Here is a 12918-nt window from a genome sequence, read left to right on the forward strand (position 1 = left end):
TTAAGACATAAAAAAAGCCCTCATAAAGAAGGCTTTTTAGCTTTTTAACTGTCTATATGATTAGTCAATCACACGTACATTAATCGCGTTGATTCCTTTTTTACCTCTTTCGGTTTCAAATTCTACACGGTCGTTTTCGCGTACTTCGTCAATAAGACCACTTGCGTGTACAAAAACATCCTCGTCAGATCCTTCAGGTTTAATAAATCCAAAACCTTTAGCGTTATTAAAAAATTTTACTGTTCCTTCTTTCATTACGTTTACTCTATTATTAATTAATTTATTTACAAATCGTTGTATTGCATTCATACTTTAAAATTACAACTAAAACCTATATATGCTTTCTGGTTTTAATTTTTAAATTACAGGGATTTTAAAAGGTTCTGATGTTTTAGAACTATAGAAGAAGTAGTATTTGAATCTCATAAGTGAAGAAGACTTCACCCGTATTTAAATTGAAACTTGCCTCGAGAGCTTTTTACTTATAAAATGTGTACTGCACTATTGCTATTAAAAGATTTATTTGCAGTTGTTACGTTGTCATTTAAATAATTTAACGATACAAATATAGACTAATTTATGTATACAATGCATTAATTTCTATTTATCTGTTTTTTAATACTCAAAAGAAATTTAATACTACACTAACTTAAGTGAGAGCTCTTAATTTATTTGACCTTTAAATATTATTTAACGGGTTGTTTTTAATGGCTTCTTTACTTTTATAGCTCACACATATTAATCTTCAATCTAGAAAAGCATATGGCCAACATACTCACAGAAGACGATCAAAAAAACTGGTATAAAGATGCCATCATTTATGAATTACATATCAAAGCTTTTTTTGACAGTAATGGTGATGGCATTGGAGATTTTGAAGGCTTATTACAAAAGCTAGATTATCTAGAAGACTTGGGAGTTACGGCAATCTGGCTCCTCCCCTTTTATCCTTCTCCATTACGCGATGATGGTTATGATATTGCAGATTATTATACTATTAATAAGTCCTATGGAGAAATTGAAGACTTTAAGAGATTTATTGAAGAGGCACATAACCGGGGTTTACAAGTAATTACTGAGCTTGTTATAAATCACACTTCAGATCAGCATGAGTGGTTTCAACGTTCAAGAAAAGCTGAAATAGATTCTAAATACAGAGATTATTATGTGTGGAGTGATACAGTTGAGAAATATGAAGATGCTCGTATCATTTTTACAGATACAGAACCTTCAAACTGGACCTGGGATGCAGAGGCTAATGCCTATTACTGGCATCGATTTTTTTCACATCAACCAGATCTTAATTTTGATAATCCCGAAGTACAGGAAGAGGTCTTTAATATTATGGATTTCTGGTGTGAGCTTGGTGTAGATGGTTTTAGACTTGATGCCGTACCCTATTTATTTGAACGTGACGGTACAAATTGTGAAAACCTACCTGAAACTCACGTATTCCTTAAAAAACTTAGAGCACGTATAGATGCCAAATATGATAATAAACTCCTACTCGCCGAAGCAAATATGTGGCCAGAAGATTCTGCAGCCTATTTTGGAGATGGCGATGAGTGTCATATGAATTATCATTTTCCTATTATGCCTCGCATGTTTATGGCTGTAAAGATGGAAGACCGATATCCTATTATAGATATTATAGATCAAACTCCAGATATTCCCGAAGCCTGCCAGTGGGCAATTTTTTTACGGAATCACGATGAATTAACCTTAGAAATGGTTACTGATGAGGAGCGGGATTATATGTATAAAGTATATTCTCAAGATCCAAAAGCTAAGATAAATGTTGGAATTCGCAGACGTCTGGCGCCGTTACTGGATAATAACAGAAGCAAGATCGAACTTATGAATGTTCTTCTTTTCTCATTACCTGGAACACCGGTTCTTTATTATGGAGATGAGATAGGTATGGGAGATAACTTTTATCTAGGGGATCGCGATGGAGTGCGTACACCGATGCAATGGACAGCAGATCGTAATGCGGGTTTTTCTATGGCTAATCCACAGAGGTTATACTTGCCTACTATAATTGATCCGCAGTATCGTGCAGAATCTGTAAATGTCGAAGCCCAGCAAATGAATCCTTCATCGCTTCTATGGTGGATGAAGCGTATATTAAATATGCGTAAAAATTATAAAGCATTTGGCCGTGGGGATATACATTTCCTTTCTCCTTCAAACGCTAAAATTCTAACGTTTACCAGATCGTATCAAGGGGAAACTATACTTGTATTAGCAAACCTCTCTCGTTTTTCACAAGCTGTTGAACTTGAATTAGACGATTACAAAGACTATACCCCAGTTGAAGTCTTCAGCCGAAATAAATTTCCTAAAATCACAAATCAGCCCTATTTATTTACGTTAGCTCCGCACGGTTATTATTGGTTTTCACTTACAGCTCCAGACATTTTTGAGCAAGAGAACCCGGTTAAAGAACTAACTACTAAAAGCTGGGAAAATTTATTCAATACGAAGAACAGCAAATATCTCGAGGAAAAAGTACTGCCACTTTATTTTAATGATAAATACTGGTTTGGAGCCCAAGATCGCATTGTTCAGAGAATGTCTATAACCAATAAACTAGATCTTTCCTTACCAGAATTGCCGATAAAAAATCTTATTATCGAGGTTGTATTTAATGAGGGGCTTCCAGAAATTTATCAATTACCAGTTTGTTTCGTAGAGAATTCAAAGGAACACCTGGTTGAAAATATTCCGAATACAGGAATTATAGCAAAGCTGAAGTTAGAAAAACAGGAAGGCCTGCTGGTAGATGCCGTTTATGTAGAACCTTTTAGAACCTTCTTATTTAATGCACTTCAAGAAAACAAATCGTTACGTCTTAGTAAAGAAAGCCTAAACTTTAAAAAAGGAACAGTTTCTCCTGATGCTGAATTAAAACACGTTAATTCACGCTTGTTAGAGACTAAACAAAGTAATACCTCAATAATTTATGAGCATCGTTATTTTCTAAAATTATACCGCAGGTTAGATAGTACGATAAACCCAGATGCAGAAATTTCACAATATCTTACCGAAACGGTAGAGTTTAAAAATACACCAGATTACATGGGAAGCATTATGTATGCAACTCAGAATAAAAATAATGTTGTATTAGGAATGATGCAAGATGTGGTAATTAATGCCGGCACTGGTTGGGAAAATACCACTGATGAGGCAGAGCGTTACATTGAGCGTGTTGAAACACAAGAACACCCACATCAATTTCAATTACACGCTGCTCTACGTACGGTACCGCTATTGTTTGAGAATTTAACTAATCGTGAGCAAGAACTAATTGAAAATATTATTCCGGAGCGTTTGAGTCTATTAGGAAAGCGCAGTGCAGAAATGCATATTGCTCTATCTAATCTCAAAGGATTTTCTGGGTTAGAGCAAGAACCTTTTTCGTTACATTATCAGCGCTCATTATATTCCTCCTTGCAGAGTTTAACACGCGAAGCTTTTACGACCCTTAAAAAAGAATTACCATCACTACCCGATCACATCGGTGAAGAGGCGAGTCAAATTTTAAAGCGGAAAGACGAAATTTTGCATTGTTTTAAGCGCGTATTTAAACACAAAATAGATACTTTAAAAATACGTACACACGGAGATTTTCAATTGAAAAATTTACTGTGGACTGGTAAGGATTTTATATTTATAAATTTTGAAGGTGATCCATCTAAAGCATTTAGTGAGCGCCGTATTTTAAGGTCGGGCTTACGTGATATTGCCTCGATGATTCGTTCTTTTCATTATGCAGCTTATGAACCTTTATTAAAGAAAAATTTTAGAGAAGAATTTGATGATGAAGATCAGGAAAAATGGGCAGATGCCTGGTATTATTATGCAACCCGATTTTATCTTAATGGGTATATAGATACTATAAAAAATACCTCGCTAATCCCTCAAAATAAAGATGATTACAGAGTTGTTTTAGAGACTTTTCTGCTTGAGAAAGCCTTACTAGAACTTATCAACGAACTTAAAATGAAATCCAACAGATCGCTGGTAGCACTTCGTGGTATTAAGACAATTCTGGATAGTTAATTTCAAAGATTGATTTAAAAAAAAAGAGTCCAACAATAAGTTGGACTCTTTTTTTTAAATATTATATGAGAATTATTCTTTTCGTAGAGATTCCATGTCTATAACAAAACGATATTTAACATCACCATTAATTACGCGTTCATAAGCGTCATTGATAGTATTCATATCGATCATTTCAATATCACTAACGATATTATTTTCTCCACAGAAATCTAACATTTCTTGAGTCTCTTTAATTCCGCCAATTAATGAACCGGCAATTCGCTTGCGCCCCATAATAAGATTACCACCGTGCATAGGTTCTAAGGGTTCTACCGCTCCTACCATGCACATAGTCGCATCAATTTTCAATAAATTCAAATATGGATTGGTATCATGTCCTACTGGAACAGTATTTAATAAGAAATCAAAACTACCGTTATGTTTTTTCATTGCTTCAGCATCCTTAGAAACCAGAACTTCATCTGCTCCAAGACGTTTTGCATCTTTTCCTTTTTCGGGACTAGTTGTAATCATAACTACGTGAGCTCCCATAGCGTGAGCAAACTTAATACCCATATGACCTAGGCCTCCTAAACCTATTACACCTACTTTATCTCCTTTTTTTATCTTCCAGTGATTAAGAGGTGAAAATGTTGTAATACCTGCACATAGCAAGGGAGCTACCGCTTTTTCATCTAGATTTTCAGGAACATTTAGAACATAATAGTTGTCTACAATAATTTCTTCAGAATACCCACCAAAAGTGTGACCACCCAGGTGCTTGTCTTTTCCGTTGTAAGTTCCTACCATACCCTTATCGCAAAACTGCTCTAGGTCACTTTTGCATGGTTCACATTCCCGACAAGAATCTACCATACAACCTACACCTACCGTATCTCCTACTTTAAAGTTTGTTACTTCATTTCCTACTTCAAGAACTTTACCTATAATCTCGTGACCAGGAACTACAGGATACTGAGATCCACCCCAATCGTTACGCACCGTATGAATATCACTATGACATACACCGCAATATGTAATTTTAATTTTTACGTCACGCGGTTTTACTTCTCTGCGCTCAATAGTTAATTGTTTTAATTCTGCTTGAGCATCTGCTGCTCCGTATGCTTTTACTTGGCTCATAGTTTAATTTTATTTAGTAAAATAACGTCAATTCTGTACTAATAAAAAAAGGGAAGAACCTATTTAAAGCAACTTTAACGGAAGTACCTAACCTAGGTTAAGATTAACACGTAAATAGGGTTGCTAAGAAAGCTTTCGGTTGAGACGAGAGATAAGAAAGCTACTCACCAGTATAAAACTACCTCCCAAATACGTATTCCAGGTAAGCTGCTCTCCTAAAACAAAATAACTTAGCAAAACAGCACTTATTACTTCTAGATACATTAAAGAAGTAGCAGTCGTAGGATTTAAATACTTTAAGCCGAAGAAGAATAAGCTAAAAACCCCTAGACCAATTAGAGCAGCATAGAATACTGCAATACCAAGCTCTGATAGGGCTACATTTTCCATCGTAAAAAGAAAGGGTGCAAATAATACCGCTCCCCCAATATTCTGAAAAAATAGTAATTGCTTTTTATTATAATTAGTAGTTTGTCTCTTAAAAATACAAACAAAAGAAGCGTAACCTACAGCAGATAATAATGACGCCATCATACCTATAAAATCATTTGATTCAAAAGAAAATGGTTTGTTTAAGTAGGTAATACCAATACCTATAAATGCCAATATCATTAGATAAACTTGAATTTTACTAATGGGAGATTTATAAACTAGAGTTTCTATGAGTGTTACAAATAAAGGATACACGTAGAATAAAACTACAGCATTACCTATAGAAGTATACATAAAAGCAACTAGATAAAAATACAATCTAATTGCATTTATTACGGTTGCTAGTAAGAGCATCTTCCTATCCCCTTTAATCCTAATCTCTCTATTATAAAGTAGGGATGGTAATAAAAAGAGAACGGGTACACCTACTCTAAACCAGCCGATGGTACCCGTTGTAAGACTAGGCATAGCTTTTATGAGAACACCATTGAACCCTGCAATGCAGGCTGCTAGTATTACAGCATATATAGCTTTCTTAGTCACCTATAAGTGATATTTTTAAATTATGCTTCCTGTAATTCACGCTTAGATTTGCGATAGGTGTAGCTAGTGTAAATATTTCGCTTTGCAAAACGAACTTGATTACCTGCATTATGGAATTTTAAAAATACATTACGCGGAACACCAAAGTATTCAAACGTGCTACCATCTGTAAATGTAATTTCTAATAAAAGCCCTTTATGTTGATAGTCTGCAATACCTTCAGTATTAATTGTAGCTGTATATATTTCTAAGTTAGCTGCTACAGTTTCTGGAGCGATACTCACAAGAAAGTGGTAACCATCAATAATCTCCCTGCTTTTAAGTTCTGCTTCTTCTTTTAAAGCATCTCCATCCTGAAATTTATCTGGATGCCATTCTTTAACAAGATTTCTGTATGCAGTTTTAAGTTGCTTAAGATCAGAAGTTTTGTCTGTGTTAAATAACTTACGGTAAGCAGTGATACGTTTCATAGCGTCTTTTTTTTGAAGGCGCAAAGCTAAGCTATTTAATGGTTGTAAATCATACAAACTACAATTATTGCTAAAGACTTAATCTTTTAATAATAAACAGCTTATTAATCACAGAACTTATTGCTTGATTTACTGAGATTCTTTTAATCCCCTCTATTGGTTTGTCCACCACTCCTTTGTTTTTACATCGTTAAGTGACATCAATTCACCCAATTTTGGAAGTGTGTATTTTACAGATTTTAATTTAGCTTGATGCACAAAATCTGTTGCCGGTTCTGTCCAGCTATGCAATGCAAGTTTAAACCCAGCCCAATGATAAGGAGTTGCTAAATTTACCTTTGCATCTAGCGCAGCCTGGATACTTTCCTCTGGAAACATATGTATTTGATGCCATTTTTCACCATATTGACCACACTCCATAAAACCAAGATCAAACGGCCCCAGCTTTTCACCTATCTCTTTAAAATGTTTGCCATAACCACCATCACCAGAATGATATAATTTTTCGGAAGAGGTATCAAATACCCAGCCACCCCAAAGCGATTTTGCACGGTCTAACAAACCACGACCTGAGAAATGACGACTTGGAGTAAACGTTACTTTAATACCTTCAAAAATTGCAGAATCCCACCAGTCAAACTCTTGAATACTTCTAGCATTTACTCCCCAAGATTCTAAATGCCTTCCGCATCCCAAAGCCACATAAAAGTTCTTTATTTTAGGAATTAATTTTTTCATACTCGCGTAATCAAGGTGGTCATAATGATCGTGAGTTAAAAGCATTAAATCTATAGGAGGAAAATCATCAATTAAGGCTAATGTATTCTTTGAAAAACGCAGAGTTGTTGCTGGAGATATAGGAGCAGAATCGGGCCCCAACATAGGGTCGATGAGAAGCGTTTTGTTATTTATTCGTAAGAGATATACACCGTGTCCATACCAAATATATTTTATAGAATTAGACGGAGCTAAAAATGCTTCCGTATTAAATTCTTCAATGGCTAAATTTTCATCTGGAGTAAAACCCGATCCTTTTCCGAAGAATAATTTATATAACAATCCGGGCATTTCTGAAAGACGCACATCCATAGATGTTTCTTCCAGATTATGAAATTTACCATCTCTCCAATTTGGTGATTTCTGATAGCGTCTGACTAATTCTGGAGTGATTTTACCGCCAAATTGTTTAAACATATTTTACACTTAAAAATTATTATCTATTGGTTTTACGCATATATTTTGGGCCATACCACAACCAGAAACCGGTTATGGTAAATACAAGTAATGCGACACTCATTACAATGGTATAAATAAGTTTCACATACCCATTAGTTCCCAAATAATTGTCTATAATTGAGCCGTCGTGTATGTTTTCTACTACATCAGATCTTCGCTTACCTATACTCAAAACTGCTCCCGTTGCCCCATCTAATTGAATTCCATAATAATGTTTTGCAAAAATGAATTTGACGATGCCTTTTTCATCGCGGACATCTATTCTATCTAATTCTGTAGACAATTCTGACGAAACAGAATCTTCTAAAACACGTATGGCTTTTTCTTTTAAATCAGACAAGGGAAGCCAGTTTTTTAACTCTGAAGTTGTTCCCGTTTGTGTCTTCGGAAGCATTAAAGAACCGCTATTTTTTTTAATACCTAAAAGTAGACCTGAGATTGAAATCATAAAGAAGAACACAAATAATAATGCACCCATGGAGCGGTGAAGCGCTCTAAAATTTCTTAAGATTTTTGCTTGATTTTTCCGCTTCTTTTTTAAAGACATATAGGATTTGGCAATTGAATATAAAAATCAAAAATAAATCATTACCTCAAACGACAGCGTGAGATCTTGTTAAACCTGAAGCAGCTACCAGATGTGCCCATTTATCTTATTTTTGCTGTACCAAATATTTAAGCATTGAGTCAACCTAAGCATTACCTTCTTTTTAAACCCTATGGAGTGATTAGTCAGTTAGGATCTAATGATTTACATCAAGCGCGTAAGAAAAAATTTCTGGCAGAATTGTATGATTGGCCTTCTGGTAGTATGCCCATCGGTAGGCTAGATGAAAAGTCTGAAGGTCTATTACTTATGACTACAGATGGTAAATTGAGTGATCTCATAAATCGAAGTGGTATTGAGAAAGAATATTATGCTCTGGTTGATGGCGATCCTAATGAATCTGAACTCGATCAATTGCGAGCTGGTATTGAAATAGGATTTGACGGTAAAAAGTATATAACAAAACCCTGTACAGTAAAGCGTATAGAGCACCTGCCTAATTTTCCAGAACGTGGTAAAAAAATACGCGACGCGCGCCACGGTCCTACTACGTGGCTAAGTATAATTATTAAAGAAGGAAAGTTTAGACAAGTGCGTAAAATGACCTCTGCAATAAACTGTCCTACTTTACGATTAGTTCGTGTACGGGTGGGGAATTTAAATTTAAGTACTATGCAACCCGGTGATGTTTTAGCTTGGGATGGTGCTATTTAAATTGGTTATTTAATCAAACCACCTTCAAGTACTTGTAATAATCCTAGAGCTGCCTGTTCACCACTTAAAATTGCTGCGTTAAGCGAACCGTTGAGTTGCTGATCACCTGCAAGAAATATGCCTGTCATAAGTTGAGTTTCGGTGGGAGGAATACTGTAGCGTACATTTTCAAGTTTAGGTAGTGCCTTAGCAATATGATATCGTTTGAGAAACCTACAATTCAAAATATTAGCTTGTTCCTTAAGTTCTAGTTTTATGGCTTCGATAAGTTCAATTTCTGAAAAATTATGTTCTCGAACAATTGATACCGATAATATATGATTTTTACCACAAGATTCTGTTTCCAAAATGCTGGGATAAAATATATTATTTATCAAACTTGATTTTTTATGAAACAAACCTATTATAGCCTTATCAATGCGCAATGAATCTACCTCAAAGTAAAGATTATCAACTGATTTCCAGTCTACGCCTTGATTTTTTAGGTTACTTACTAAAGTACTCGCTTCAGTTGCAATTAGTGTACTGTCAGAAATTAATTCCGTATTATCTTCAAGAATAATTTTCTCACTTGTAATTTGCTGAACTCTTGTATTAAATAAAAATTTTGTTTTCTTTAATTTACCTTTTAATTGATCTGCAATTGCGCCTATTCCCGCTTTGGGAATAACAGCTAATCCTTCACCAAACATCTTATAAATGAACTCAAACATTCTGCTTGATGTCTGTAGCTCTCCCTCTAAGAAAATACCGCTAAAGAAAGGTTTAAAAAAAGAATTTATAATACGATCTGAAAAACCATAGTTCTTCAAATACTTTAAGGTTGTAAGCTCTTCAGAATTAAAAATAGCTTCAAGACTTTTATCTGATAGCGCATTGTTAAGTTTTAGAATTTTAATTTTATCTCTAATACTTCCTGCAGAAGCTAGTACGGTAGGTATAGCCAGACTTAATGTACGCAATGGATCGCCCAGCGTTTGAGTGCTTCCGTCTTTAAGCAGTATCGCTCCCGGTAAAAGAGGTTGCAATTCCAGAGATTCATAATCTAAATATTCTTGCGATTTGGGATACGCCTCAAGCATTACTTGAAAACCGTGATCTAGTTGATAACCTTCAACTAGATCTGTTTTAATTCTTCCTCCTACCCGATCTGTGGCTTCGATAATCGTAGGACTATATCCTTTACTTTCTAAAATTTGTGCAGCAATTAAACCACTAACTCCAGCACCTACTATATATAAATTAACCTCGTCTTTGCGTTTCATAAATATTCTCAACTGGTATACTTTATAAAATACCGTCTTTTATAAGAGGCCAATTTAACAATCATATTCCGATTTCATTATCAATATTGCTATCAAAATAACGTGTTCATATTTATTGAAAGTCTTTTAACTAAAGATTAATTCACATAAACCGATTTGTAGCCAACATATCTATAATTTCATCAAAAAATGTATATGGAATTAATAGCTACAATTGCACAACTTATAATTGCCTTATCTATTGTAATTGTCTGGGTTTTTAGATGGGAAAATATTGTAAATGAATTTAAAGAGTATGGTTTATCAGATCTAACCCGAAACTGTGTAGGTGCTACTAAAATTGCGCTTTCTACATTACTAGTTGCAGGTATATGGTATGATAAGCTAGTTGCAGTTCCTGCACTTATAATGGCTTTTTTAATGATTTGTGCTCAACTTGCGCATATAAAAGTTAAAAATCCTTTTCATAAATATATTCCATCCTTGCTGTTATTAGTTTTAAGTTTATTTGTTGCAGCGGTAGATCTTAAACTTATTAACTAGTGCTGATGGTCTATCAAGGTTTAGCGCTTATTACCGGATTAAGCTTTATTCTATATGGTATGAGTTGCCTGACTACACAGCAAATGATAAACGAATTTGATCGTTTTAATCTTTCAAAATGGCGCATACTCGTTGGTTATTTGCAGATAATAGGTGGCGCGGGCTTACTTATAGGTCTTTTTCTAAATACTACCTTAGTTATATTTAGTGCAGGTGGTTTATCACTTCTTATGTTTATGGGATTTATAACCAGACTTTATATTAAAGATGGTTTTATAAAATCATCGCCTGCATTTATATTTATGATTGTTAATGCCATTATTTTATTCGGATTCTGTGACATAAAAGTCGGAATTTAATTATAAAAAAAAATAAGCCCTTGGAAATCCAAGAGCTTATTTTTTATCAATTCAAAATCTTAAAAACCTAAATTTATTTTTTGTTACGGCGGTTGTAGTTTTTATCCCCGCGGGTTTTAGGTTTTTTATATTTTTTAGCTATTTCTCTGCGATAACTACCTCCTAAGTTCACTTTTTGATTTTTCTCACTTTTTTCGTGGAAACTAGCTCCTTTAGACTCATTACGCTTATTCGGATTATTAATTTCTACATATTCTGGTTCCTCTTCAGGTAATAATCGGGTAGACACTTCAAGATCTTCTGGTAGTTCCTTTTGACTAATGGACTTTTCCATTAATGCTTCGATCTCCTGTCTTTTTTCTAGTTCGTCAGGAGTTCCCATAAGAATACTTTTACCTGTAGTACCGGCTCTACCCGTACGTCCTATACGATGCATATAGTTTTCAGGAAAACGAGGAACATCCATATTAAAAACATGCGTAACTTGATCGAGATCGAGTCCGCGAGCCATAACATCGGTTGTTACTAAAATACGGTAGCTACCAGCATCAAATTGGCCTATAGCATTAATACGGTAATTCTGAGTTTTATTAGCGTGTATCACTCCTACCTCGTTACCATAAACTTCTTCCAGAACCGTGTATAAACGATCAGCGTGTTTTTTATTTGAAACAAATACTAAGTTCTTCGTATACTCCTTTTTATCTTTTAATAGCTTAATAAGTAAGTTGGCTTTAGTATAAAAATTAGGTAGCTCGTAGTACGATTGTTCAATTGATTCTAGAGGCGTACCACTTAAAGCGACTTGAATACGTTCTGGAGCCGTAAAAAAGGTGTCCATCAATTCATCAACTTCATCAGTCATTGTCGCAGAAAACATAATATTTTGCCTGCGCGGCGGCATTAAATCAAAAATATTTACAAGTTGATATCTAAAGCCTAAGTCAAGCATTACATCTACTTCATCAATAATAAGTTGCTTGACAGATTTTAATTCAAGATTACGACTTACAGCGAGGTCGTATAAACGTCCTGGAGTAGCAACGAGGATATCACATCCCTGGGCAACCTCTTGTCTTTGAACATTTATATTTGCACCACCATAAATACCAAGCACACGTATAGAACTATACTTACCGTAACTTTTAACTTGATCCACAACTTGTATAACCAGCTCCCGAGTAGGAACCATAATTAAAACACGTGGATTTACTTGTTTTGAAAATTTTAAACCTTCAAGTATAGGTAAAGTATAAGCAAAAGTTTTACCGGTACCGGTTTGCGCAATTCCTACAACATCGCGGCCAGAACGTACCACAGAAAATGCCTCTTGTTGAATAGGCGTAGGATGGGTAAAGCCCAGATCTTCTATTGCGTATCGAAGTTGTTTGTTTATTTTAAAATCGTCAAATGACTGCATGTGAAGTAAATTTGGTGCAAAGGTACGTTTTTAAACGTGTAGGTTTTTATTCAATTTAACAGCATTTAATTTTATTCAGTAAAAACCGTTAGATGCATTTACTCTAATTCTAAATTTACAAATACTACTATTTGATCTTTCTTGATAAATCCTGCAACTGTCAATGTCTTTTACTGCATTTAATCAGTACGTTTTCAGT

Annotated in this window: 12 protein-coding genes; 4 read left to right on the top strand and 8 right to left on the bottom strand. The window is 34.7% G+C overall.

The features are described from left to right. Positions 1-60: 60 nt before the first annotated feature. Complete coding sequence (locus tag ABVM53_RS14485; RefSeq protein WP_028375283.1) at positions 61-255, bottom strand: cold-shock protein; 195 nt, start codon at positions 253-255, stop codon at positions 61-63. A gap of 507 nt (positions 256-762) precedes the next feature. Between ABVM53_RS14485 and treS the strand changes: the two genes are divergently transcribed. Beyond that, a complete protein-coding gene (treS, locus tag ABVM53_RS14490) occupies positions 763-4065 on the top strand; it encodes a maltose alpha-D-glucosyltransferase (protein ID WP_405327456.1) in 3303 nt (1100 codons plus the stop codon). Between the two features lie 72 nt (positions 4066-4137). On the opposite strand, the gene ABVM53_RS14495 is transcribed toward treS, so the two are convergent. The 5 genes from ABVM53_RS14495 to ABVM53_RS14515 form a co-directional block, all read right to left on the bottom strand. Beyond that, positions 4138-5190, bottom strand: a complete 1053-nt coding sequence (locus ABVM53_RS14495; protein WP_405327459.1) for an NAD(P)-dependent alcohol dehydrogenase — start codon at positions 5188-5190, stop codon at positions 4138-4140. 123 nt (positions 5191-5313) lie between these two features. Further along, a complete protein-coding gene (locus ABVM53_RS14500) occupies positions 5314-6165 on the bottom strand; it encodes a DMT family transporter (RefSeq protein ID WP_405327463.1) in 852 nt (283 codons plus the stop codon). A gap of 20 nt (positions 6166-6185) precedes the next feature. Continuing rightward, entirely contained in the window at positions 6186-6635 is a 450-nt protein-coding gene (locus tag ABVM53_RS14505; protein WP_405327466.1) for a KTSC domain-containing protein, read from the bottom strand. A 153-nt stretch (positions 6636-6788) separates the two neighbouring features. Next, entirely contained in the window at positions 6789-7829 is a 1041-nt protein-coding gene (locus tag ABVM53_RS14510; protein ID WP_405327468.1) for an MBL fold metallo-hydrolase, read from the bottom strand. A gap of 19 nt (positions 7830-7848) precedes the next feature. Continuing rightward, positions 7849-8418 carry a PepSY domain-containing protein gene (locus ABVM53_RS14515; RefSeq protein ID WP_405327471.1) on the bottom strand — a complete coding sequence of 190 codons (570 nt, stop codon included), beginning with the start codon at positions 8416-8418 and terminating at the stop codon, positions 7849-7851. A gap of 135 nt (positions 8419-8553) precedes the next feature. Between ABVM53_RS14515 and ABVM53_RS14520 the strand changes: the two genes are divergently transcribed. Next, on the top strand, positions 8554-9132 hold the full coding sequence (locus tag ABVM53_RS14520; protein ID WP_371456564.1) for a pseudouridine synthase: 579 nt from the start codon (positions 8554-8556) through the stop codon (positions 9130-9132). Positions 9133-9137: 5 nt separating this feature from the next. Here ABVM53_RS14520 and ABVM53_RS14525 read toward each other — a convergent pair whose 3' ends face one another. Continuing rightward, positions 9138-10397, bottom strand: coding sequence for an NAD(P)/FAD-dependent oxidoreductase (locus tag ABVM53_RS14525; RefSeq protein ID WP_405327475.1), 1260 nt, complete (start codon positions 10395-10397; stop codon positions 9138-9140). Positions 10398-10592: 195 nt separating this feature from the next. Here ABVM53_RS14525 and ABVM53_RS14530 point away from each other — a divergent pair, with 195 nt between their 5' ends. Further along, positions 10593-10940 (top strand): DoxX family protein, encoded by a 348-nt coding sequence (locus tag ABVM53_RS14530; protein WP_405327478.1) that lies wholly within the window; start codon positions 10593-10595, stop codon positions 10938-10940. Positions 10941-10945: 5 nt separating this feature from the next. Further along, positions 10946-11299, top strand: coding sequence for a DoxX family protein (locus tag ABVM53_RS14535; protein ID WP_405327480.1), 354 nt, complete (start codon positions 10946-10948; stop codon positions 11297-11299). Positions 11300-11372: 73 nt separating this feature from the next. On the opposite strand, the gene ABVM53_RS14540 is transcribed toward ABVM53_RS14535, so the two are convergent. Continuing rightward, a complete protein-coding gene (locus tag ABVM53_RS14540) occupies positions 11373-12719 on the bottom strand; it encodes a DEAD/DEAH box helicase (protein WP_405327483.1) in 1347 nt (448 codons plus the stop codon). Positions 12720-12918: the final 199 nt, after the last annotated feature.

Origin of the sequence: Leeuwenhoekiella sp. LLG6367-2.1 (genome assembly GCF_045055775.1) — a bacterium.
GTDB lineage: Bacteria > Bacteroidota > Bacteroidia > Flavobacteriales > Flavobacteriaceae > Leeuwenhoekiella > Leeuwenhoekiella aequorea.

Bases quoted from the DNA above. Each gene is read 5' to 3' on its own strand.
- ABVM53_RS14505 (WP_405327466.1), bottom strand. From the start codon at position 6,635: ATGAAACGTATCACTGCTTACCGTAAGTTATTTAACACAGACAAAACT.
- ABVM53_RS14535 (WP_405327480.1), top strand. From the start codon at position 10,946: ATGGTCTATCAAGGTTTAGCGCTTATTACCGGATTAAGCTTTATTCTA.
- treS (WP_405327456.1), top strand. From the start codon at position 763: ATGGCCAACATACTCACAGAAGACGATCAAAAAAACTGGTATAAAGAT.
- ABVM53_RS14510 (WP_405327468.1), bottom strand. From the start codon at position 7,829: ATGTTTAAACAATTTGGCGGTAAAATCACTCCAGAATTAGTCAGACGC.
- ABVM53_RS14495 (WP_405327459.1), bottom strand. From the start codon at position 5,190: ATGAGCCAAGTAAAAGCATACGGAGCAGCAGATGCTCAAGCAGAATTA.
- ABVM53_RS14530 (WP_405327478.1), top strand. From the start codon at position 10,593: ATGGAATTAATAGCTACAATTGCACAACTTATAATTGCCTTATCTATT.
- ABVM53_RS14485 (WP_028375283.1), bottom strand. From the start codon at position 255: ATGAAAGAAGGAACAGTAAAATTTTTTAATAACGCTAAAGGTTTTGGA.
- ABVM53_RS14515 (WP_405327471.1), bottom strand. From the start codon at position 8,418: ATGTCTTTAAAAAAGAAGCGGAAAAATCAAGCAAAAATCTTAAGAAAT.
- ABVM53_RS14540 (WP_405327483.1), bottom strand. From the start codon at position 12,719: ATGCAGTCATTTGACGATTTTAAAATAAACAAACAACTTCGATACGCA.
- ABVM53_RS14525 (WP_405327475.1), bottom strand. From the start codon at position 10,397: ATGAAACGCAAAGACGAGGTTAATTTATATATAGTAGGTGCTGGAGTT.